17 protein-coding genes are annotated in these 22,013 nt (G+C 72.4%); 13 read left to right on the top strand and 4 right to left on the bottom strand.

Annotation, left to right across the window (positions count from 1 at the left end; all coding sequences use genetic code 11):
• Positions 1-147: 147 nt before the first annotated feature.
• The 3 genes from folP to NQZ70_RS44460 are packed head-to-tail and all read left to right on the top strand — an operon-like array spanning position 148 to position 3,531.
• Positions 148-1,275, top strand: a complete 1,128-nt coding sequence (gene folP / locus NQZ70_RS44470; protein WP_237244615.1) for a dihydropteroate synthase — start codon at positions 148-150, stop codon at positions 1,273-1,275.
• A complete protein-coding gene (gene cdaA / locus NQZ70_RS44465) occupies positions 1,268-2,596 on the top strand; it encodes a diadenylate cyclase CdaA (RefSeq protein ID WP_129579639.1) in 1,329 nt (442 codons plus the stop codon). Before folP ends, cdaA begins: the two co-directional genes overlap by 8 nt.
• Complete coding sequence (locus tag NQZ70_RS44460) at positions 2,593-3,531, top strand: YbbR-like domain-containing protein (RefSeq protein WP_129579638.1); 939 nt, start codon at positions 2,593-2,595, stop codon at positions 3,529-3,531. The genes cdaA and NQZ70_RS44460 overlap by 4 nt, the downstream gene beginning before the upstream one ends.
• On the opposite strand, the gene NQZ70_RS44455 is transcribed toward NQZ70_RS44460, so the two are convergent.
• Together NQZ70_RS44455 and NQZ70_RS44450 are read right to left on the bottom strand one after the other, a co-directional pair.
• The gene (locus NQZ70_RS44455) at positions 3,515-4,600 is read right to left on the bottom strand and encodes a BMP family protein (RefSeq protein ID WP_129579637.1); all 1,086 of its coding nucleotides are present in this window, start codon (positions 4,598-4,600) and stop codon (positions 3,515-3,517) included. The two genes, NQZ70_RS44460 and NQZ70_RS44455, sit on opposite strands and share 17 nt — an antisense overlap.
• A 35-nt stretch (positions 4,601-4,635) precedes the next feature.
• A complete protein-coding gene (locus NQZ70_RS44450) occupies positions 4,636-5,124 on the bottom strand; it encodes a nitrate reductase associated protein (protein ID WP_129579636.1) in 489 nt (162 codons plus the stop codon).
• An 88-nt stretch (positions 5,125-5,212) separates the two neighbouring features.
• On the opposite strand from NQZ70_RS44450, the gene NQZ70_RS44445 reads away from it, so the two are divergent.
• From NQZ70_RS44445 to NQZ70_RS44435, 3 genes are all read left to right on the top strand, one after another.
• Positions 5,213-5,923 carry a hypothetical protein gene (locus NQZ70_RS44445; RefSeq protein WP_129579635.1) on the top strand — a complete coding sequence of 237 codons (711 nt, stop codon included), beginning with the start codon at positions 5,213-5,215 and terminating at the stop codon, positions 5,921-5,923.
• 810 nt (positions 5,924-6,733) lie between these two features.
• Complete coding sequence (locus tag NQZ70_RS44440; protein ID WP_165374474.1) at positions 6,734-8,023, top strand: serine hydrolase; 1,290 nt, start codon at positions 6,734-6,736, stop codon at positions 8,021-8,023.
• A 1,095-nt stretch (positions 8,024-9,118) separates the two neighbouring features.
• Positions 9,119-10,453, top strand: a complete 1,335-nt coding sequence (locus tag NQZ70_RS44435) for a carbohydrate porin (protein ID WP_129579634.1) — start codon at positions 9,119-9,121, stop codon at positions 10,451-10,453.
• A gap of 90 nt (positions 10,454-10,543) precedes the next feature.
• Here the strand turns inward: NQZ70_RS44435 and NQZ70_RS44430 are convergent, their stop codons facing one another.
• Positions 10,544-11,341 carry a UPF0158 family protein gene (locus NQZ70_RS44430; RefSeq protein ID WP_129579633.1) on the bottom strand — a complete coding sequence of 266 codons (798 nt, stop codon included), beginning with the start codon at positions 11,339-11,341 and terminating at the stop codon, positions 10,544-10,546.
• Between the two features lie 277 nt (positions 11,342-11,618).
• Entirely contained in the window at positions 11,619-13,130 is a 1,512-nt protein-coding gene (glpK, locus tag NQZ70_RS44425; RefSeq protein ID WP_129579632.1) for a glycerol kinase GlpK, read from the bottom strand.
• Between the two features lie 240 nt (positions 13,131-13,370).
• Here glpK and NQZ70_RS44420 point away from each other — a divergent pair, with 240 nt between their 5' ends.
• The 7 genes from NQZ70_RS44420 to NQZ70_RS44390 all read left to right on the top strand — a co-directional run bounded on the left by NQZ70_RS44420 (position 13,371) and on the right by NQZ70_RS44390 (position 22,006).
• Positions 13,371-15,299: an adenylate/guanylate cyclase domain-containing protein gene (locus NQZ70_RS44420; RefSeq protein WP_129579631.1), complete on the top strand. Its 1,929-nt coding sequence runs from the start codon at positions 13,371-13,373 to the stop codon at positions 15,297-15,299.
• A 134-nt stretch (positions 15,300-15,433) separates the two neighbouring features.
• Entirely contained in the window at positions 15,434-16,387 is a 954-nt protein-coding gene (locus NQZ70_RS44415; RefSeq protein WP_129579630.1) for an acetyl-CoA carboxylase carboxyltransferase subunit alpha, read from the top strand.
• Between the two features lie 99 nt (positions 16,388-16,486).
• Entirely contained in the window at positions 16,487-16,888 is a 402-nt protein-coding gene (locus NQZ70_RS44410) for a hypothetical protein (RefSeq protein ID WP_129579629.1), read from the top strand.
• On the top strand, positions 16,885-17,898 hold the full coding sequence (locus NQZ70_RS44405; protein ID WP_129579628.1) for a Gfo/Idh/MocA family protein: 1,014 nt from the start codon (positions 16,885-16,887) through the stop codon (positions 17,896-17,898). Before NQZ70_RS44410 ends, NQZ70_RS44405 begins: the two co-directional genes overlap by 4 nt.
• Before the next feature lie 209 nt (positions 17,899-18,107).
• Positions 18,108-18,446, top strand: a complete 339-nt coding sequence (locus tag NQZ70_RS44400) for a gamma-butyrobetaine hydroxylase-like domain-containing protein (RefSeq protein ID WP_129579627.1) — start codon at positions 18,108-18,110, stop codon at positions 18,444-18,446.
• On the top strand, positions 18,443-19,207 hold the full coding sequence (gene yihA, locus NQZ70_RS44395) for a ribosome biogenesis GTP-binding protein YihA/YsxC (protein WP_129579626.1): 765 nt from the start codon (positions 18,443-18,445) through the stop codon (positions 19,205-19,207). Before NQZ70_RS44400 ends, yihA begins: the two co-directional genes overlap by 4 nt.
• A 210-nt stretch (positions 19,208-19,417) precedes the next feature.
• Complete coding sequence (locus tag NQZ70_RS44390; RefSeq protein ID WP_129579625.1) at positions 19,418-22,006, top strand: NADH-quinone oxidoreductase subunit L; 2,589 nt, start codon at positions 19,418-19,420, stop codon at positions 22,004-22,006.
• Positions 22,007-22,013 lie beyond the last annotated feature (7 nt).

The raw sequence follows: 22,013 nt of genomic DNA, 5'->3' as shown, positions 1-22,013 counted from the left end.
ACGGGGCACGCTCGCGCGTGGTCCCGCCGCCACCGGACGGCCGCTGGCGGCCGCCGATGTCAAGGTGTAGGCGCGACCCTAGCAAAGAAGCGTGGCCGAGTCAGCGGCGCGCGGAGCGCCGGCGTTGGACGGCGCGTCGCCGCCGGAATGCCCGCGCCGGCGCGCCGTCCAACGCCGGCGCGCGCCCGCTGGCCACGACGGCGACGCCAGAGCGCGGCGCCGGACAACCCTCACGATGTTCCAACTGCTCCTGGAAAACATCGGTTCGAGCAGACAATTGCCGTTCGGCGCAAAAGTTGCTACCCACAGGAAATGTCCCCGCTGCGCATGCTGCTCGAACGCCGCAGGAGCGTGGTGATCATGGGGGTCCTGAACCGCACGCCGGACTCCTTCTCCGACGGCGGTCGCTTCGCGGATGAAGATACGGCTCTCGCGCAGATCGATGCGATGCTCTCCGAGGGGGCGGACATGATCGACATCGGCGCGGAATCCACGCGGCCGGGTGCGCAGCCCGTGCCGGACGACGAGCAGATCGCGCGCATCGGCGGGAGCGTCCGCGACGCGGTGAGGAGGGGGGCCGTCGTTTCCATCGACACGACCTCTCCCGCCGTCGCGGCGCGCGCGCTCGACGACGGCGCGGCGGTGGTCAACACGATCGCGCTCGACAGCGCGGCTGAGCTCGGCGCGCTGTGCGCGCGCCGCGGGGCGTCGCTCGCGCTCATGCACAGCCGCGGCCCGATGTCGGCGATGGCCGGCTTCTCCGCCTATCCCGACGACGCCTACGGCGACGTCGTCGCCGACGTGGCGCGCGAGTGGTCGAGCGCCGCGGAGCGGGCGCTCGAGGCGGGCCTGCCGAGGAGCGAGCTCGTCCTCGACCCGGGGCTCGGCTTCGCCAAGAACGCGCGGCAGTCGCTCGAGCTGTGCGCGAGGCTCGACGAGCTGTGCGCGCTCGGCTTCCCGGTGCTCGTCGGGCCGAGCCGCAAGTCGTTCCTCGCGCGCGCCGCCGCGGCCGAGGCCGCCGAGCGGGGCGGCGGCGCGGGCGCCGCGCTCGCGCCGCCCTCGGAGCGCCTCGGCGGCACCGTCGCGGCCGCGCTCGCGTGCGTCGCGCGCGGCGCCGCGGCGGTGCGCGTCCACGATGTCCGCCCCGTCCGACAGGCGCTCGACGTGATGCGCGCGATCGATCGCGTGAACGACCGCGCGAACGACCGCGCGGGCCCGCGCGAGCGGCGCGGCGCCGGGGCTCCCCTCACCCAGGGGGTGCGCGGCGATGGTTGAGGGGTTCCTCCGCCTCTTCTCGGCGAGGCCGGTGACGCAGATCATCCGGGATCTCGTCGACATCTTCATCGTCGCGTACGTCGTCTATCGCGCGCTGCTCGTGCTGCGCGGCACCCGCGCGATGCAGATGGGCCTCGGGCTCGGCATCGTCTTCCTCATCTATCTCGGGGCGAAGATCTTCGGCCTGACGACGCTCCTCAGCCTCCTCTCGTGGCTGCTCTCGTCGATCATCCTCATCGTGGTCGTCGTCTTCCAGAACGACATCCGCCGCGCCCTCATCCGCGTGGGCGGCAGCAACTGGTTCACGAGCGGCCGCGAGCAGCAGTCGCGCGTCATCGACGAGGTCGTGGCGGCGGCGACCGAGCTCGCCCGCCACCGCATGGGCGCGATCATCGCCTTCGAGCAGGACGCGAACGTGCTGGAGTTCGTCAAGAGCGACGGCATCCACATCGACTCGGTGGTGACCCGGGAGCTGCTCGTCTCGCTCTTCGTCCCCGAGTCGGTGAACAAGCTGCACGACGGCGCGGTGCTGATCCGCGATCTCAAGATCGCGCGCGCCGGCGTCTTCTTCCCGATGCCGGAGACCAAGATCCTCGACGCGAGCCTCGGCTCCCGGCACCGCGCCGCGCTCGGCATCACCGAGGAGACCGACGCGGTCGTGGTCGTGGTGAGCGAGGAGCGCGGCACGATCAGCTTCTGCTTCAGCGGCAACATCGTCTCGAACCTGGACGGCCAGTCGCTGCGGCACGCGCTGCTCGGGCTCTTCGGCCGCTCGTCGCGCAGGCGGCGCTTCGCGAAGAAGGTGGCCCAGAGCGGCCGCACGAGCCTCCCGGCGCCGCCGGCGCGCAGCCCCGCGGTGAGCCCCGCGCCGGGCGCCGCCGCGCCGGGCATCGAGCCCGGCAAGCCCGCCGCCGCCGCGGCGAAGCCCGCGCCGATCGAGGCCAAGCCCGCGGCGCCGGTCACGAAGACGTCGTCGATGATCAAGGCGCCCGCCGAGGCCGACGCGCGGCCGATGGCGCGGATGTCGACGTCCACGCCGATGCGATCGGGCGCCGAGGCGCGCGCCGCGGCGGGATCCAGCGCCGACCTCCGCGCCGCGGTGGGGACGGGCGCCGACGCGCGGAGCCCGGGCGCCACCTCCACCACGCAGGACGGGGATCGCCCGTCCGAGCGCGGCCGGCCCGCGCTGGTCGACGCCACCGCCGCCGCGACGGACTCTCCGGTCCCGTCGCAGCGCACCTTCGTTCCGACGGGGCAGGTCGCGACGACCGCCGCGTCCAAGGGGAGCGCGGAGGGGGTACCTCCGCGAGATGAGCCATGACGCTGGCCGGCATCCGCGAGGCGCTCCGCTCGGCGCTGCTCGACAACCTCGGCCTCAAGCTGCTCTCGCTCACGTTCGCGCTGTGCCTCTACGCCTTCATCCACGGCGCGGAGAACGCCCAGCGCACGCTGATGCTCAGCGTCGTCCTGATCCTCCCGCCCGAGTCGAGCCACCGGCAGCTCATGACCCAGGTCCCGAACGAGGTGGCGGTGACGGTGCGGGGCCCCCGGACCCAGCTCGACGACCTCCGCTCGGAGAGCCTCGGGACGCTGCGGCTCGACCTCCGGGACGGCGCGAAGACGCGCATCGATCTCGACTCCTCGATGTTCCACATGCCGGCGGGGCTGGTCGTCGATCAGATCTACCCGCCGACGATCGAGCTCCGCTGGGACGACGTGGTCACGCGGTCCATCCCGGTGCACGTGCCGCGCACGGGGGACACCGCGCAGGGGTTCCTCGTGAAGGGGATGATCTCGGTCGAGCCGCCGTCGGTGAGCGCCCGCGGCCCGCGCTCGGTGGTCGACGTGATGCAGCTCGCGCGCACCGCGCCGTTCGACATCAGCGGGCTCACGGAGGGCACGTACCAGCGGCAGCTCGCCCTCGAGCGGCCGCCGAAGCTCGTGACGTACGACGTCGACAGCGTGATGGCGACGCTCGAGATCGGGCGCGAGCTCGCCACGCGCACCTTCGACCGCAGGGTCGAGGTGGTCGGGATCCCGCGCGCCACGGTCTCGCCCGCCGTGGTGCAGGTGAGGATCACGGGGACGCCGGAGGACGTGGGCGCCGTCAACCCCGACTCGATCGTGGCGCGCGTGGAGCCCAAGGCGGCGAACCTCGATCTGAGCCAGCCGGGCAGCGACTTCCTCGACGTGCTCGTCGACGTCCCCCGCGTCACCGCGGAGGTCAACCCCGCGAAGGTCATGGTGAAGTGGTGAGCGCGCCGCGCCCTCGCTCCGCCGCGGCGGGCGTCGGCGCGCGCGGCACCTCGAGCTCGCCCCGCGCGATCCGCGCCGCGAGCCCGGCGGCCCGCGCCCTCGCCGCGGCCGGGATCCCCGCCGCGTGCGGGCCTTCGCTCACGTAGCCGACACCGCCCTCGGCCAGGCCGAACGACGCGATCCCGCCCTCGAAGCGGCCCTCGACCAGCGCGCGGACCGCCTCGAAGACCGCCACGTCGGCGCGCTTGATCATGCTGGTGAGCACCGTCCCCGGCATCTCGTCGTGCTGGTCTCGATCGACGCCGATCGCCTTGACCCCCATGTCGCGCGCCGCCTCGAACACGCCGTGGCCCGTCGCTCCGGAGACGTGGAAGAGGACGTCGGCGCCCGCCGCGACCTGGCTCACCGCGAGCGCCTTGCCCTTGACCGGATCGCGGAACGCGTCGGGCGTCGTCCCCGCGTAAGCGACGCTGACGCCGCACGCGGGGCAGACCTCTCGCACGCCCGCGCGGTATCCCGCCTCGAACCTGTGGACGAGCGGCATGTCCATGCCGCCGATGAAGCCGACGCGCCCCGTCGCCGTCGTGAGCCCGGCGACGGCGCCGACCAGGAAGGCACCTTCCTCCTCGCGGAAGGTGAGGCCGGCGAGGTTCTCGGGCAGGGCGCGGCCGGGCACGGCCGCGTAATCGAGGCACGCGAAGCGGGTGGCTGGGAAAGCGCGCGCGACGACCTCCACGTCGGTCGAGAAGATGAAGCCCACGCCGATCACCAGATCGAAGCCGCGCGCCGCGAACAGCCGCATCGCCGCCTCGCGGTCCTCGGCGCCGCTCGGCTCGAGCACCTCGGTGGTCACGCCGAGCTCGCGCGCGGCGCGGGCGAGCCCGAGGTCGGCCGCGTCGTTGAAGCTCCTGTCCCCGCGCCCGCCGACGTCGAACACGAGGCCCACGCGGATCGCGGCGCGCGCGCCGCCCCCTCGAGGCGCCGCGCCGCGGGCGGGGAGGAGCAGCGACAGGGCGGCGAGCGCCGCGACGGCGGCGGTGACACGTCGGAGGGACAGCGCGGCGGGCATGGGCTCGAGCGGCGACGGCGGCGCCGCTCGGCCGCTCAGCCGGGCGTCGCCTCGCTGCCGTCGCCCCGGGAGAGCCCGAGCTCGCCGAGCAGCGCCCGCAGCTTCTCGGGCCCGCGCTTCGGATCGGCAAGCTTGACGATCGCGTAGCGCTCTTCTTCGGTCAGCGCCGCCAGCCGGCCGAGCGCGGCGCCGTCGAGCGCGCCGTCCGGGCCGAGCCGCTCGCGCAGCCGCGCGGCGACGCTCTCCTGATCCCAGGCGGCGCGGCGCACCGGCGCGCCCGCGAGCGGGGCGAGGTCGACCCCGGCGCGCGCCGCGAAGCCGCGGAGCACCTCGGCGTAGACGGCGACGTCCTCGTCCGTATCGACCGGCAGGTGACACAAGGCGAGCCGCTCCGCGCGCGACAGCGCCTGCCACCCCGCGAGCGAGATCTTGAGCTCCGCGAGGTCGAGCTTCCGCCGCACCGAGAGCGGCACACAGTCGAGCGAGGCGTGGACCTCGCCCTCGAGCGCGAACTGCCTGTACATACCTCCCTCCTATAGCCGCGCACCGATCGTTCCGCGAGCCGCGGCTCGCGCCTGGGACGCGCGGCGCGGTTTGCGCTAGCCTGGCGCCGTGCGCCGACCCGGGCTCCTCACGACGCTGACCGCGCTGCTCGCGCTCGCGTCGCCGCTCCGGAGCGCCCACGGTCAGGACGCCGCCGTTGCGCCGCCGGCGTCGGCGCCCATGCTGCTCGACCGCGTCGTCGTGCGCTGGCACGCGCCAGAGACCGGCGGCGTGCGCCGCCCGCAGTTCATCTTCGAGCGGGAGCTCGCCTTCCAGGCGCGCGTCGAGGCGCTCGCCGATCCCGACGCGGAGCCCGGGCTCTACCGGGACCGGCACGTCCGCGCCGCGCTCGATCGCCACATCGCCGAGACGCTGCTCGCCAGCTTGCCGATCTCGCCGGCCCCGACGTCGGCCGAGGTCGCGCAGCGGGCCGAGGCGGCCCGGTTCTCGCTGGAGCAGCGCGCCCGCGGCCGCGCGCGTCTCCTCGCTGCGGCGGCCGCCGAGGGGGTGAGCTCCGACGAGCTCGACGCGCTGCTGCGCCGCCAGGCGCGCGCGAGCCTGTACCTGGACCGCATGGTCGCGCCGATGCTCGAGCCCAGCGATTTCGAGCTCAAGCTCGTCCTGCGCTCCGGCGCCACGCCGTTCAAGGATCAGCGCTACGAGGACGTCGCCCCGGCGCTGAAGCGCTGGTACGTCGCGCAGCGGCTCGCCCACGCGCTCGACACCTACTACCAGAACGCGCGCGCCCGGGTCTCCCTGAGCATCGTGCCCGCGCGCTGAGCGCGCGGCAGGCGGCAGGCGGCAGGCGGCAGGCGGCGGGCGAAATGCGCGTCGCGTGGCGCCTGCCAGGGCGCCCTACAGCGCCTGCGGTGCGATGAGGCACGACGCGGCACGACGACCGCTGCTCGAAGCGCAGAAGAAGCGGGAACGGAAGTGGAAGTGGAAGTGGAAGTGGAAGTGGAAGAGGAAGAGGCGGAAGAGGCGGAAGAGATAACGCCGATCGATTCTATCTCTTGATATTGAAGGACACTGAAGCGATACTGCAGCGTTGTCTGGTGTTCACTCCAGGCAACTTGGAGCGCGGGCGCTTCCGTGCTGATCGCGCGGGAGGGGGGTCCAGTGCGCCGTATCCGTATGGGTGTTCGCCGGGGCTACATGCCGGCGATCGGCGTTGGAGGGCGCGTTCCAGGAGCGATGAGATAGAGCACGAGACCCTGGGCGTGCGCCGCTCGTGAGCCGCCGGAGAGCGCGATCGCGCCGGGCCGGTGCAGCGCCGGGGCGACGGCGAGGTCGCGAGCGGCCTTTGCGGCGGGGGCCATCCCGGGCGTGGGTGCGCTCGAGGGAGCCACCCCGACGAGCGGGCTGAGCAGCGCTCGCTGGGCGTCCCCGGGATCGCGCCGCGAACCCGGCGCACGCGCCTCGATGTCGAGGCGCGGCGCCGTCGCGTCGCGCTCGCGCGCGGCGCTCTGTGATCCGGTGTGCCGCGGCCGTGCCCTCGTGTGCGGGAGAGGGCGGCGGGAGAGCGCGCGCCCGCCGCTCGGCGGCGTCGGCGACAAGCATCGTGAGGAGACCTCGCAAGGAGTTGTTCACATGGAACCCGGAGAACATTCGTTTCATCGCAGGCATCTGTTGCGGGGACTCGGCGGCATCGCGACGCTCACCGCGGTCGCTCCCGCGATGCTCGGCAGCTCGTCCGCCGGCGCGACGACGTCGACGGTGCTCGCCACCGGCTCTCCGGAGATGGTGGGCATGCGCTCGGAGCGGATCGACGATGTCTTCGCGCGCGTGCAGCGCCGCGTGAACGGCGGCCTCTTCCCGGGCGCGACCGCGCTCATCGCGCGGCGCGGCGTCATCGTGGGTCACCGGGCGTTCGGCAACAAGGTCGCCGGCTGCAGCGAGCCGGTCACGCTCGACACGATGTTCGATGTCCTCTCCATCACGAAGGTGCTGGCGACGGCCACGGCGGTCCTGGTGCTCGTCCAGCAGGGGAAGCTCCAGCTCTCCGACCGGGTGGCGTCGTACCTCCCGCGCTTCGCCGCGAACGGGAAGTCGGGCGTCACCGTCGGCGATATGCTCCGGTACTCGGCCGGGCTGCCCATGGACCACCAGCTCCTCGACGCGCCGGACGACGAGGCCGCGTGGCAGGCCATGGCCGAGACGCCGCTCGAGGCCGCGCCGGGCTCGTCGGTGCTCTACAGCGATCTCACCTACCGCCTGCTGGGCCGGCTGGTCGAGGTCGCCTCCGGCGCCGATCTGAGCACCTTCGCGCACGCGCACATCTGGGGCCCGCTCGGCATGCGCGACACGATGTTCAACCCGCCGGCGGAGCTCGCGCCGCGCATCGCGGCGACCGGGACCTCGGCGCGCCGCGGCCGCCTCGTGCGCGGCGAGGTGCAGGACGAGCAGGACTTCGCGCTCGGCGGGGTCACGGGCTGCGACGGCGTGTTCACCACGGCGATGGACATCGCCATCTTCTGCCAGATGATCATGGGCTTCGGCAGCTACGGCGGCTCACGGGTGCTCACCCCGGAGTCGGTCCGCGCGATGACGCGGAACCAGACGCCTCAGGTCACCGCCGCGGCGACGGACACCTCGCCCCTCAACAACCTCCTGCTCGCGCCGAAGGGCCTCGGCTGGGAGATCTGGACGCCGCGCTTCTCGAACGGCGGAACGCGGCTGTCGCCAGGCTCCTTCGGCAAGGCGGGCGGGACCGGCACGTTCGTGTGGATCGACCCGGCGCGCGAGCTCTTCGGGATCCTCTTGACGAATCACGGCCTGCCGGAGCCCTTCGACGAGATCGGTTGGAACCGGATGCTCGACAGCACCGGCGTGGCGGAGTTCTTCGACGGGGTGATCGGCGCCGTCGCCGACGAGCGCTGAGCCGCGGCCGGCTCCCGCCGGCCAGCGATCCGCGTCCATGCGCCTCGCGCGGCGGGATCGTGCCTGTCGCCCGAGCGCCGCAGCCCGCCACGGCGAGCAACATGACGTATCTCGAGGCGACCGCGTAACGCCTTTCCTGGACAAAAACATGTCCACCCCGCGGTGCACGGCAGTCGAGACTGACCCGCTCGCGATCTGCGCCGAGCGTTACGCCGTGGCGACGCTTTGCGTTATATCGCCCACCCGTAGCGGGCCTCTCCCGCGGCCGCGCGCTGCCGTGTCGCCCTGCGCACGCGCGCAGGGGCTCCGCGGGCGCAGCGCGAGCGGCGCGCGATCGTCAATGACGCTCCTCGGACACGAGGGCGCGCCCGGGGCTCAACGCAGGAGAGCGAGACGCGCCCCGCAGACGATGCCCCGCTCGCCTCGAGACGAAAACCCGAGTTCGAGGTCCCGAAACAATCGCGCCGCGCCGCTCGCTCTGGGGACGCCGCCACAGCACGAAAACCGCGCCCCCCGCGGCCCGCGAATGCAGCCTCGCAGTCGCGTCGCGCGCGCGCCGAGCACTCCCGGTAACGCGCCAGGCGTCGCGTGGATTCTTTTGGCTGCACTTCATCCAGATCGAGCTGGTTTTTGGTGCGTCGCGTCATCCTGCGCCTCCGCACCTGACCCGAGGAACGGCAACAGTTGGCTAAGATAAGTGATTTCGGCTACTTAATAATGACGCGCCGCAGAAGGCAACAAACTGCTGTGGATGCTTCGGAGACCTTTGACATGAACAGAACGTTCCTGTTAACTGTGCCCCCCGCGAGCCCCACGTGTGTGGCGGCGGGCGGCTCTGTCGCACAGAGCCATCCTTAGATTCTCTTGACAGGCCGCTTCCTCTGCCGCTCTGGCCATCTGGCCGAATCACCTCCCCATCACCCCAAGCACACTCCAAGAAATGGATAGGAGCGTCGTTCGATGACATCACTTAAGAGAGACAGGTCGTCGGTTCCCAGCATGCGAATCGCGGGTCGGCGCGCCGCAGTCCGAGCCCTCGGGCTGGTTTCCGTCTCCGCCATTTGCCTCACGGCGGCGCCGAAGTCGGCCCACGCCGTGGGAAGCGAGAACTTCGAGTGGCACTGGTACTCACGCCTCGGCATGGCGTGGTCGCTCTACGGGCAGAAGGCCCAGGGCCAGTCGATGAACCTGCTCGGGTTCGGCATCGGCGGCCGCTACGAGGAGGATGACTACTCCGAGCCGTCGTTCGTCGCCCACGTGGTGAAGGGCGCGACGCCGCAGGACTTCTTCGTGAAGTCCGAGATGACGTTCGCCATCTGGCGGCAGTGGGGCGGGCAGTTCATGAACCCGTCCTCGAACGACGGGCAGGCGATCACGCTCCAGTTCAACCAGGCCTACATCGAGGCCGGCAACTTCCTCGTCCCCGGCCTCAGCGTCTGGGGCGGCGCGCGCTTCTTCCGCGAGCAGTACGCGCCCATCGGCGACTACTTCTACCTCGACGACCTCAGCGGCCAGGGCGGCGGCATCACGTACGAGAACCTGAAGCTCGCCATCCTCGGCTACCGGAAGGCGCCGGTGGAAGGGGCGGCCGACGCCGTACCCCCCTTGTACAACTTCGCCAACGGGGTCGAGCGCTTCCGCACCATCTTCGCCGGCAACTACAAGTTCGAGTTCGGCGGCGAGGCCAAGCACCACGTCAAGGTCCACGGCGAGTTCCACGTCCTGCCGGCCGCGACGCGGGGGCCGGACCAGGACGCGCCCGACAACGGCAAGGGCGACGTCGGCGGCGTCATCGGCGCGAAGCTCCACCTCGGGCTCGGCCAGGGCAACTGGAGCGACACCTCCGTGCGCTTCGGCACCGGCATCGCGAACGGCGCGGCCGGCGGCGCGAAGACCTACCAGACCTGGGGCAATCCCAACGAGGACGGGACCTTCGCGGGCTCCTTCGGCGTCGAGGCCGTCGAGCACGTCGGCTTCCGGTTCGGCGACGCCGTCGCCCTCGAAGGCCTCGGCACCTTCCACTTCACGAAGGCTGCGATCGACGCCGACGGCGCCGCGGCGGCCGGGGTGCCCGACAAGCAGTTCGACTTCTCGATCCAGGCGAACGCCGCGATCTTCGCGCACAAGAACTTCCACCCCGTCATCGAGGCCTCGTTCCAGGGGCGCAAGGACGGCGACAACGATCTCGGGACCGCGATCAAGCTCTCGGTCGTCCCGACCCTCGTGCCGACGGGCGAGCTGAGCACCGGCGCGCGGCCGCACTTCAAGCTCATCTACACGGCCGCCATCTACAACGAGGCGGCGGTCCTGCAGAACATGTCGCCCTACATCCGTGCCTTCGGCCTCCGCGACGAGTCGGATCCGGCGAACTTCCGGGCCCGCTCGACGGTCGGCCACTACATCGGCGCGCGCACCGACTGGTACTTCTAGACCGGTCGGCGATCGACGCCGCCGCTCCCCTCCGTTCCCACCTTCAGGCCAGCGCCCCGGCGCCGCGATCGCGGCGCCGGCGGCGCGCCCTCACGCCGTGTCGCTGCGCGACTCGCTCGCGATCTCCTGCGAGGCGGGCCCGGACTCCTCGTCCGCGGGGCCCTGGGCCTCGTGGTAGTGGTGCGCGAACGACCGCGCCGCGCGGCGCGCCTTCAGGAACTCCGCGAACGCCGTCAGCGTGTCGAGATCCCGCGGGCCGAGCGCCTCGGCGATGTCGCGGAGGTTCTTGCGCAGGCTCTCCACGCTCTTGCCGCGGCGGGGCTCCCGCACCTCCTCGCGCTCGCGCTCGCGCTCGCGCGGCGGCGGCTCGACGGCGGGTGCCACGGGCGCGGCGGCCTCCGGGCGGGCCGGCACCTCCGGCACCCAGAGCGGGCGGGGGACCGGGTTCAGCGCGTGGGCGCTCAGCCACGCCTCCATGAAGATCCGCAGCCGCTCGCTCCGGAAGGCGAACCAGCGCTCCCGCTCCGGGCCGTAGGACATCAGCACATCCTTGAAACGCCGGAACGCGCCCTTGCCGTCGATCGCCTGGCTGAGCTTCGCCTGGAGATCCATGTCTTCCACCATCGGGATGTAGCGCTCCATCCACCGGTACTGCTCGCGGGAGCTCACGGGATCGATCCGGAGGTAGTTGGCATCGGCCGCGATGCGCGCGTGCATCTGAGGATCGGCCACGCCGTCGACCACGCGCAGCACGTCGCCCGTGCCGAGGTGCAGGTACGAGTGCACCTCTGGGGCGTTGTTCTCGAAGGCGTCCTCCAGCGCCTCCCAGTCGATCGGGATGTCGCGAACGGCCGTCCCGCCGGCTGAAGCATTCTCGGTAGTCGGCATGTCCTCCTCGTCTCCATCGAAAGCAGCGAGGCGGCGGTGGGCTGGCCGCGCGCCTCGGTTCAAGTGCACCAAGTTTGAACGGAAATGCGCCGTCGTCATAGCACTCTACGCTGGTTGGGGGCTTCTGGGCCTAACTCTCGCAACCTAGGGTTGATTCCTTGATCCGGAAGCCCGTTCGGCCGCCGAGCCGGCGGCGCGATGACGGCTCGGGAGCGAGCTTCGGAAGACCTGGTTCAAGCGGAAAACAGCGTGGAAATTCAGGGGAAACGGGGCGCGATCAGCTGCGCTGCGAGCGCGCGCGCGCGACGGCGTCGGCCCAGCGGCGGAGGTGGGAGGCGCGAGCCTCCTCGCTCATCGCGACCTGGAAGCTCTGCCCGACACGGGACATGCGGGCCGAGTCCTCCTTCGTCCGGAAGAGGCCGGCGCCGACGCCGGCGAGCATCGCGGCCCCGCGCGCCGTCGTCTCCAGGTCGGTGGGGCGCTCGATAGCGACGTTCGCCACGTCCGCCTGGAACTGCATGAGCAGGTCGTTCGCGGCGGCGCCGCCGTCCACGCGCATCCGGCGCACCGGGTGGCCCAGGTCGTCGGCCATCGCCCGCACGAGATCCGTCACGGAGAGCGCGATTCCCTCGAGCGTCGCGCGGGCGAGGTGCGCCGCGGTCGTGCCGCGCGTGACCCCGACGATGATCCCGCGGGCGTCCGGATCCCAGTACGGCGCGCCGAGGCCGGAGAGCGCCGGGACGAACGTGACGCCCTCGCTGGAGGGCACGCCGCGGGCGAGCGCCTCGACCTCCGCCGCGCTCTTGATGAGGCCCAGGCCGTCGCGGAGCCACTGTACCGCGGCCCCGGCGATAAAGGCGCTCCCCTCGAGCGCAAAGACCACCTCGGCGCCGATCTTCCAGCCCACGGAGGTGAGCAGGCCGAAGCGGCTCCGGAGCGGGCGATCGCCGATGTTGGCCAGCACGAAGGCGCCGGTGCCATAGGTGCACTTGGCGTCGCCCGTCGCGAAGCAGGCCTGGCCGAAGAGGGCCGCCTGCTGATCGCCGGCGATGCCGGCGATCGGGATGCCGTCCGGCAGGTGAGGGAAGCCGCGAGTCGCGGCGATGCGGCCCGCCGACCCGACGATCTCGGGCAGCAGCGGGCGCGGGATCCGCAGCATCGCGAGCATCGCGTCGTCCCAGCTCAGCGACGCGAGGCTCATGAGCAGCGTGCGCGACGCGTTGGTGACGTCGGTCGCGTGCACCGGAGCGCCGCCGGCCACGTCGCCCGAGAGGCGCCAGACGAGGAAGCTGTCGATCGTGCCGAAGCAGAGCTCGGCGCGCTCGGCGCGCGCGCGCGCGCCGGGCACGTTGTCCAGGATCCACTCGAGCTTCGTGCCGCTGAAGTACGGATCGAGCACGAGGCCGGTCGTCTCTTCGACCGCCTGCTCGTGGCCCGCGGCGCGCAGCTCGGCGCAGCGCGGCGCCGTGCGGCGGTCCTGCCACACGATCGCGCGGTGGATCGGCCTCCCGGTCGCGCGCTCCCAGACGAGCGTCGTCTCGCGCTGGTTCGTGATGCCGATGGCCTTGATCGCGCTGCCCGCCACGCCGGCCGCCTTGAGCGTCTCGCCCACGGCGTCCTGAACGCTCTGCCAGATCTCCTCCGGGTCGTGCTCGACGAGCCCCGGCTCCGGGAAATGCTGGCGGAACTCGCGCGTGGCGCGGCCCAGCGTCGCGCCCGCCGTGTCCATGAGGAGGGATGTCGTTCCGGTGGTGCCCTGATCGATCGCGAGGAGGTACGCGGAATCCATGCGGCCGACTAACGCGGCGGCCCGTGGGCGCATAGCCGTTCCAGGCGACACTTCCACACGGATCCCGATTCGGTACACTGACCGGATGGTCAGTCCGCGCCGCGGGGGGGGCGCCCGGGGCGATCGCGCCGGGCGCGGGCGCGTCCCCGCGGATCAGCGCGGTCGCTTTCCTCGGCCTGTCCTGGACTCCGGCCGGAAAGATTGTCGGTCCGTGCCTGGCTGGGTAATCTCCCAGAACCGATGGCCCGCCTCATCCTGCAGACCGCCGAGGGCCAGCAGGCGATCGAGCTGCGGCCCGTGAACTCGCTGGGGCGCCACCCGAACAACTCCATCCAGCTGCTCGACAAGATCGTCTCGAAGGAGCACTGCATCATCGAGCAGCGGGGCGATCACTTCGTCCTGCGCGATCTCGGGAGCCTGAACGGCACGTTCATCAACAGCGAGCGTGTCCGGGGCGAAGCGCCGCTCAAGCACGGGGACGAGATCGCCCTGGGGTCCACGCGCGGCCGCTTCGACGATCCGGGCGCCCCAGTCGCCCCGCCGCTCGTCCCCGGCTGGCCTCCCGCGGTGAACCATCAGGGCGCGGCGCCGGCGCCCGGGTACGGACACCCGCCGCGCGAGGGCGCCTACCCGCCGCAGCCGCCGCCGCAGTACCCGCGCCAGCCGCCGCAGCAGCAGGCGGCGGGGCTGTCGGGCACGCCGGCGGCGCCCCCGGTGGCGCGGCAGCCGCCGTACGTGCCGCCGCCGCCGCCGCTGGTCGCGGGGCCGGGCGGGACCGCGCCGCTGCCGGGGCGCTCGGGGGCGCACGGCGGCTCGTACGTCGCGCAGGGCACCCGCATCGACGTGAACGATCAGGCGCGGCAGATCGGCACGCAGATCGCCGCGGTCGACAAGGGGTTCCTGGCGTTCGACCGGATCGCGAACGACATGAACCAGCTGCGCGCCGACTACGAGCGGCTGCGCCTGTCGCACGAGCTGTCCCGCGAGATCGCCGCCGAGCGAGACACGACGAAGCTGCTCGAGAAGATCCTCACGAGCGTCTTCAAGTTCATCCGCGCCGACCGCGGGGTGATCTTCCTGCGCAACGAGGGCGGCGAGCTCACGCCGCAGGCCATGCAGCGGCGCGACGGGACGACGGCGCCGATCAGCGTGTCCTCGACGATCCTGAACCACGTCGTGCAGGAGCGCGCCGCGGTGCTGACCCACGACGCGGCGATGGACTTCGCGGCGTCGAAGGGCAAGAGCATGATCCTGAACCGGATAAGCTCGGCCATCGTCGCCCCCCTCGTGGCCCCGCTGCAGCACAACAACGAGGTGCTCGGCGTGCTCTGGCTCGACTCGGAGACGCTCGCGCAGTTCCAGCCCAAGGACCTCGAGCTCGTGACCGCCATCGCCTACCAGGCGGCGATGTTCATCGAGATCAACATCCTCGGGAAGAAGATCGAGAACGAGATCGTCACGCGCGAGCAGCTGCGCCGGCTGCTCTCGCCGAACATCGCCGAGCGCGTCCTGAGCGGCCAGCTGGCCGTGAAGCAGGGCGGCCAGCACGTCGAGGAGTGCACCGTCTTCAACAGCGACATCCGCGGCTTCACGCGCATGGCCGAGAGCAAGAAGCCGGAGGAGCTCGTCGTGATGCTGAACCAGTACTTCGAGCGGATGGTCGACACGATCTTCCAGTTCGAAGGCACGCTCGACAAGTTCATGGGCGACGGGATCATGGCGCTCTGGGGCGCGCCGGTCGCCCACCGGGACGATGCGGTCCGCAGCGTGGAGTGCGCGCTGAAGATGGGCGAGGTGCTCGGCGAGTTCAACCGCGAGCGGCTCGAGCGCGACGAGCAGCCGCTCGCGGTCGGCATCGGGATCCACACCGGGCCGCTCGTCGCCGGGTACATCGGCAGCTCGAAGGCGCTCAGCTACACGGTGATCGGCGACGTGGCGAACACGTCGGCGCGGCTCTGCTCGATCGCGCTGGCCGGCCAGATCGTCATCAGCGAGACCACGTACGCGCAGCTCGGCGGCCGGTTCGAGACCGAGGAGCTCCAGCCCGCCAAGGTCAAGGGCAAGGACAAGCCGATCCCGATCTACAACGTGATCCGGAGCCGGCCGATGGCGCAGGTCCCGGCGAACGCCTTCGCCAACGTCGAGCCGACCAACTCCGCGCAGGAGTGAGCGCGATGACGCGGCGCCTCCGCCCCGGGCGGAGGTCGAGCGCGTCGTCGCGGGCGCGCGACGCGCTCGACGCGATGCGCTGCGGCAGCACAGCGCCGTAGCCGCCCGCCCGCTGCAGCGTTAGGGTCCGCGCCGTGGCTGCTTCGATTCTACCTTTTGAGAAACCTGTCGCAGAGCTGATCGAGAAGGTGCGGGAGCTGCGGTCGCTCGCCGCGGCCGACCCGCGCTTCGAGCCGGAGCTCGCGCAGCTCGAGGACAACACGGGCCGGCTGGCGCGCGAGATCTTCGCGGGCCTCACGCCGATGCAGAAGGTGCTGCTCTCGCGGCACGCGAACCGGCCGTACACGCTCGACTACGTGAAGCGGCTCTTCACGGACTGGGTCGAGCTGAAGGGCGATCGGCGCTTCGCCGACGACTGCTCGATCGTCGGCGGGCTCGCGACGTACCACGGGCGGAGCGTCGTGGTGGTGGGCCACCAGAAGGGGCGCGGCGCGAAGGAGAACGTGAAGCGCAACTTCGGGATGCCGCACCCGGAGGGCTACCGGAAGGCCATCCGGCTCTACGAGATGGCGGACCGGTTCGGGCTCCCGATCCTGACGTTCATCGACACGATGGGGGCGTACCCGGGCATCGGCGCCGAGGAGCGCGGCCAGAGCGAGGCGATCGGCGCCGCGCTCGCCGCGATGGCGCGGGTCGGGGTGCCGCTCGTGGCGACCGTCATCGGCGAGGGGGGCTCGGGCGGCGCGCTGGCGCTCGGCGTCGCGAACCGCGTGCTGGTGCTCGAGTTCAGCTGCTATTCGGTCATCTCGCCCGAGGGCTGCGCGGCCATCCTCTGGAAGGACGGCGCCCGCGCCGACGAGGCCGCGGCGCGGCTCAAGATCACCGCGCCGGATCTCCTGCAGCTCGGCGTCGTCGACACCATCGTCGAGGAGCCGACCGGCGGCGCGCACCAGGACCACGACGAGGCCGCGGCGCGGCTCGACAAGGCGCTCTGGGCGACGCTCACGTCGATGGACGGGCTCAGCCCGGAGGAGCTCGTGGACGACCGGTACCGCAGGTTCCGCGGGCTCGGGTCGTTCGTGGGCTAGGCGGCGCGGCGCGAGGCGGCGCGAGGCGAGGCGAGGCGGCGCGCCGCACGGGCGCTCCGGCTGGCCCTCCCCGGGCGCCAGGGCTATACGCCATCGCGGATGGACTACGGCAAGGCGATGCGGACGCTGCTGCTCGTGGGCACCAGCGCCGTCGCCGCCGGCGCGGTCCTCTGGGTGCAGTCGCGGTTCAACGCCTCGGATCGCAGGGCGGCGCTCGGCATCGTGCAGCAGTACCGGGCGGAGGGCGGCCGGAGCGTGCCGGAGGCGATCGGCGCGCGGCACCCGGGCCAGCCGCCCGTCTGGAGCACCGCCACCGAGTCGGCCTGCTTCCAGCACGTGCGCGTGCGCGCGACGATCGAGGGAGAGCCGCGCGCGGCGTACGACTTCCTCGTCGACATCAACGGGCCGTCGATCCACCCGGGCAACCGCGACGGCGAGGCGATCCTCGGCGAGCTCGGGCGTCCGCCGGCCGAGTCCGCCGCCGCGCCGGGGGCGCCGTGAGCGTCCGCGTCGCGCTGCTCGGCTGCGGGCGGTGGGGGGAGAAGCTCCTCCGCGCGCTGTCGGAGAACGCGCGGGCGCGCGTGGTCGCGGTGGCGGACGTCGACCGCGGCCGCCTCGCGCGTGCGCGCGCGCTCGCCCCGCGGGCGCGGCTCGTGCGGACGCTCGACGAGGCGCTGGCCGCGCGCGTGGACGCGGTGGTCGTCGCGACGCCCGCGGCGAGCCACGCCGAGCTCGCGCTGCGCGCGCTCGAGGCCGGCGCCGACGTGTTCGTGGAGAAGCCGCTGGCCCTCTCCGCGGCGCAGGCGGATCGCTGCGCCGCGCGCGCTGCGGCGCTCGGCCGGGTCGGCATGGTCGGCCACCTGCTCCGCTACCACCCCTCGGTGGTGCACCTCGTCGCGCTCGCGCGCGAGCGGCGCCTCGGCGATCTCGTGAGCTTCAGCGCGGCGCGCCTCTCGACGGGCGGCGCCGGCGGCGGGGCCCGCTCGGCGCTCTGGACGCTCGGGCCGCACGACCTCTCGGTGCTGTCGGCGCTCGACCCGAGCCCGCTCGTCGAGGCGCGGGCCCACCTCTCGCCGGGCGGCGAGCACGTCACGCTGTCGGCGCGCCTCGAGAGCGGCCTCACCGCGCAGATCGAGCTCTGCTCGTCGAGCCCGACCAAGGAGCGGCGGCTGCGGCTCGCCGGCAGCGCGCGCGTCGCGCTCTTCGACGACGTGCGCGCGCCCGACCGGCTGGCGCTCCTCGACGCGCGCGGCGCCGCGGCGGGCGCGCTGATCGGCGACGCGCGCGAGCGCGCCGAGCGCGACGCGCTCGCGCGCGTCGTCGAAGAGCGCGAGGTCGAGGTGCCGTGGCGCGAGCCGCTCTCGGTGGAGATCGAGCACTTCCTCCGCTGCGTCGAGGACCGCGCGCCGCCGCTGACGCCGCTCGACGAGGGCGCCGCGGTGGTGCGGGTCCTCGAGCGCGTCGAGGCGACGCTCGCGCCGGTCGAGGCGCGGGCGGTCGCGGCGGGGTAGCCGCGGCCGGCGCGCGGCCGGCGCTCGCCGGCGCCGCGCTCGGGAGGGCGCGGCGAGGCCGGCGGCCGGGGCCGGCGGCCCTCGCCGGAACGGGCGGAGACAGCGGGGACGTCGCCAAGACGGGCGCGGCGCATTTTGCGACGAGATGAGCCCCGCTGCGCTTTGCAGCGCCGGATCGGCGTGGTACTGCGGTGCGCCGGAAGGGGACGATGCCGCAGGATCCGAAGCTCACACCCACGCAGGTCAAGGCGCCGCACGGCGCGCGGGTGATGGAGATCCACTGGGCCGACGGCCACCGCAGCGTCCTCCCGCACGAGATCCTGCGCGGGTACTGCCCGTGCGCGAACTGCCAGGGGCACGGCGGCACGATCAACTTCGTGCCCGGGGGCGATCTGGACGTCCGCGAGATCGAGCAGGTCGGCAACTACGCGCTCCAGTTCACCTGGGGAGACCTGCACGACTCGGGGATCTACACGTTTCGGTACCTGCGCTCGCTCTGCCAGTGCGACGAGTGCAAGCCGCAGTTCCAGCCGCCCCGCTCCAAGTGACCGCCCGCCGCCCGCCCAAGCCTCAAGCAGCTCCCCCGCCGGCGCGCGCCGAGCGGCAGCTCGATCCGTTCCAGATCGTCGACTCCTCCTTCGTCGCCGGCGCGGCCTCGCTCGCGTCGCTCCCGCCGCCCGCCAGCGCGGAGGTGGCGTTCGCGGGGCGCTCGAACGTCGGCAAGTCGAGCCTCATCAACACGCTGGTCGAGCGCAAGGGGCTCGTCCGGACGAGCTCGAACCCGGGCTCGACGCGGCAGATCAACCTGTACGAGGCCCGGGCGCGCGACGGCGTGGTGTTCCAGCTCGTGGATTTGCCGGGGTACGGCTTCACCCGGCGCTCGAAGGCCGAGCAGGCGGCGTGGGCGTCGCTGATCGAGGGCTACCTGCGCGGGCGCATCACGCTCACCGCGGTGCTGCTCCTGGTCGACGCGCGGCGGGGGCTCGAGGAGGACGACCTCGAGCTCGTCCGCTTCGTCGAGGCGTCGCGCGACGTGGCGCGCCGGCCCGTGGAGCTGCTCCTCGTGGCGACGAAGATCGACAAGGTGCCCCGCTCGTCGGTGCGGCGCGCGCTGGATCAGGTGTCCGCCGCGGCGCCGCGGGCGGCGAGCGGCGCGCTCCGCCGCGCGGTGGGCTTCTCGTCGATCACCGGAGAGGGCAGGCGCGAGCTGTGGCTCGCGATCCGGCGCGCGACGCTGCTCGGCAGCGCCGCGCCGCCGAGCAGCGGCGCGGCGGGCGAGGACGAGGAGCGGCGGGCGACCGACGGCTGACCTCGCGGCGGTGCGAGGCGCGCGGAGGAGCGGCGTATCTCGCCCCAACGCGGGGCCGATGGAGGTATAGACCCGCCGTCTGAGCCTCCATGAACGTGCGGCTCCTCCGGCTTCGCGGGGGAGTCACCAGAGCCGAACGTTCCGCTGTCGCGCCGCGTCTCGCCGTGCAGGGCGCGCGAAAGCCCACGTTCTCACCGGCTGCCCCCAACGATGCCCGACTACTCCGGCCAGGTCACGCACGTCCACGCGTCGCTGACGCCGCTCTGGTGGATCCCGCTCCTGCCGCTGCTCGGCGCGGCGACGAACGCGCTCTTCGGCCGCGCGCTGCAGCGGAGCGCGTTCGGCCGCGATCTGTCGAAGCGGCTCCACATCGGGAGCTTCGGCGTCACGCTCGTCGCCGTGGGCGCGATGCTGGGCGCCTTCGCCCTCGGGCTCGCGAATTTCGTGGCGCTCGCCGGGCTCGCGCCGGAGGAGCGCGCCCTCTACAGCTTCGCCTGGCAGATGGTGCGCATCGGGTCGCTCGACGCGAACTTCGCATTCGTGATGGACCCGCTGAGCGGCCTCATGACGCTGATCATCACCGGCGTCGGCGCGCTCATCCACGTCTATGCCGCGTCGTACATGGAGGCGGAGCCCTCGTACTGGCGGTTCTTCACGTACCTGAACCTCTTCGTCTTCGCGATGCTGCTCCTCGTCCTCGGGGACAACCTCATCGTGATGTTCTTCGGCTGGGAGGGCGTCGGCCTCTGCAGCTACCTGCTCATCGGGTTCTGGTACCGCGACTACGAGAAGGCCTCCGCCGGCATGAAGGCCTTCGTCGTGAACCGGATCGGCGATTTCGGCTTCGTGTGCGGCCTCGCGCTCCTCTTCTGGGGCCTCGGCGCCAGGTGGCTCGACGACGGCCGGTACCTGTCCGACTACCGCGCGCGCTTCATCGCGGTCGCCGCGGAGGCGCGCGGCGACGGCGGCGGCGCCCCCGCCGGGACGACCGACGCGCCCGCGAGCAAGCCCGGCGAGCGCAGGGCGCTGCGCGCCGGCGCCAAGGGCTACCTCACCTTCACCGGCCACCCCGGCGCGCGCGTGTACCTCGGGATCGCCGACGCCGCGCAGCTCGCGTCGAACCCGCGGCCGTTCGGCGTGTCGCCCTTCATCCGCAAGGAGATCGACGCCGGGGCGCACTCCGTGGTGATCGTGCCGGGCGACGGCGCCGTGATCGGGGGCGACGGCGTCGAGATCGCCGCGATCGAGCGGATGCGCGTCGAGCCGGGCAAGGAGGTCGTGGTGGCGACCGTGGGCTCGACGGTCACCTTCCGCGAGATCCACGACCAGCTGGTGATCAAGGACGCGGGCGGCAAGGCGTTCCTCAAGGAGGCGCTCGAGTCGAAGACGGTGTGGGGCGTCTCGCTGATCACGCTGGCCTGCCTCTTCCTGTTCGTCGGCGCGGCGGGCAAGAGTGCGCAGATCCCGCTCTACGTCTGGCTGCCCGACGCGATGGCCGGCCCGACCCCCGTCTCCGCGCTGATCCACGCCGCCACCATGGTCACGGCCGGCGTCTACATGATCGCGCGCCTCAGCTCCCTGTTCTCGCTGAGCCCGGTCGCGGGCGGGATCGTCGCGCTGATCGGGGCCTCGACGGCGCTCTTCGCGGCCACGATCGGCTTCTTCCAGTACGACATCAAGAAGGTGCTCGCCTACAGCACGGTGAGCCAGCTCGGCTTCATGTTCATCGGGGTCGGCGTGGGGGCGTACTGGGCCGCCGTGTTCCACCTGATGACGCACGCCTTCTTCAAGGCGTGCCTCTTCCTCGGCTCCGGCTCGGTGATCCACGGGATGCACGCGGTGGAGCACGACGAGGCCGCGGCGCAGGACATGCGCAACATGGGCGGCCTCCGCCGCGTCATGCCGCGCACGGCGCGGGCGTACCAAGTGGCGTGCATCGCCATCACCGCCGCGCCGATCCCGTTCTTCGCCGGCTTCTGGTCCAAGGACGAGATCCTCTGGAAGGCGTTCGGCGCCGAGAACACCGGCCCGATCCCGGGGCTGCTCATCTACGGGATGGGGCTCGCGGCGGCGCTCTGCACCTCGTTCTACATGTGGCGGAGCTACTACCTGACGTTCGAGGGGCCGCACGCCCGCGAGGAGATCAAGGCCAAGGTCCACGAGTCGCCGCCGGCGATCACCTGGGTGCTCGCGGCGCTGGCGGTGCTGTCGGCGCTCGCGGGCGCGGTGTTCGGCTTCTCCAGCCACTTCGTCGGCGGCCACGGCGAGCCCCTGCTCGAGGCGTGGCTCCATCCGGTGTTCGCCCACGCGGACGTCTCGTTCCAGCGCCACGGGCTCGGGCTCGAGCTCGCGCTCATGGCGCTCTCCGTCGGCGGCGCGATCTTCGCCTTCTCGCGCGCCCGCGCCCGCTACGGCGAGCGGCGCTCGGCGCGCTGGGCGGAGGAGGAGCGGCGGCTCCCGGGCTATCGGCTCCTCTCGAACCGGTACTACGTCGACGAGGTCTACGACGCGACGGTGGTGCGCGCCGCCCTCTCGCTGCGCCTCTTCTTCGCCGACATGGACCGGTGGATCGTCGACGGCATCGTCAACGCGGTCGCGGTCCTGACCCGGGCCGCTGCCTGGGTCACGGGCGCCATCGACAGGTACCTCGTCGACGGGGTCGTGAACCTCGTCGCCGAGGGCACGCTGAGCGCTGGCGCGAAGCTCCGCACCCTGCAGACGGGGCGCATCCAGAGCTACGTCTACTTCCTCCTGGGCGGCGTCGCCTTGTTCAGCATCGTTCATTACTTCCTGCGGTGAACGGCGG

Source organism: Sorangium sp. So ce836 (assembly GCF_028553905.1).
Classification (GTDB): domain Bacteria; phylum Myxococcota_A; class Polyangia; order Polyangiales; family Polyangiaceae; genus Sorangium; species Sorangium cellulosum_D.
Note: the sequence above shows the minus strand (reverse complement) of the source record. Positions and strands in the feature narration are given on the sequence as shown.

Coding starts and splice junctions, on each gene's coding strand:
- folP (WP_237244615.1), top strand. CDS start 148: ATGCCCGCGCCGGCGCGCCGTCCAACGCCGGCGCGCGCCCGCTGGCCA.
- cdaA (WP_129579639.1), top strand. CDS start 1,268: ATGGTTGAGGGGTTCCTCCGCCTCTTCTCGGCGAGGCCGGTGACGCAG.
- NQZ70_RS44460 (WP_129579638.1), top strand. CDS start 2,593: ATGACGCTGGCCGGCATCCGCGAGGCGCTCCGCTCGGCGCTGCTCGAC.
- NQZ70_RS44455 (WP_129579637.1), bottom strand. CDS start 4,600: ATGCCCGCCGCGCTGTCCCTCCGACGTGTCACCGCCGCCGTCGCGGCG.
- NQZ70_RS44450 (WP_129579636.1), bottom strand. CDS start 5,124: ATGTACAGGCAGTTCGCGCTCGAGGGCGAGGTCCACGCCTCGCTCGAC.
- NQZ70_RS44440 (WP_165374474.1), top strand. CDS start 6,734: ATGGAACCCGGAGAACATTCGTTTCATCGCAGGCATCTGTTGCGGGGA.
- NQZ70_RS44430 (WP_129579633.1), bottom strand. CDS start 11,341: ATGCCGACTACCGAGAATGCTTCAGCCGGCGGGACGGCCGTTCGCGAC.
- glpK (WP_129579632.1), bottom strand. CDS start 13,130: ATGGATTCCGCGTACCTCCTCGCGATCGATCAGGGCACCACCGGAACG.
- NQZ70_RS44420 (WP_129579631.1), top strand. CDS start 13,371: ATGGCCCGCCTCATCCTGCAGACCGCCGAGGGCCAGCAGGCGATCGAG.
- NQZ70_RS44410 (WP_129579629.1), top strand. CDS start 16,487: ATGGACTACGGCAAGGCGATGCGGACGCTGCTGCTCGTGGGCACCAGC.
- NQZ70_RS44400 (WP_129579627.1), top strand. CDS start 18,108: ATGCCGCAGGATCCGAAGCTCACACCCACGCAGGTCAAGGCGCCGCAC.
- NQZ70_RS44390 (WP_129579625.1), top strand. CDS start 19,418: ATGCCCGACTACTCCGGCCAGGTCACGCACGTCCACGCGTCGCTGACG.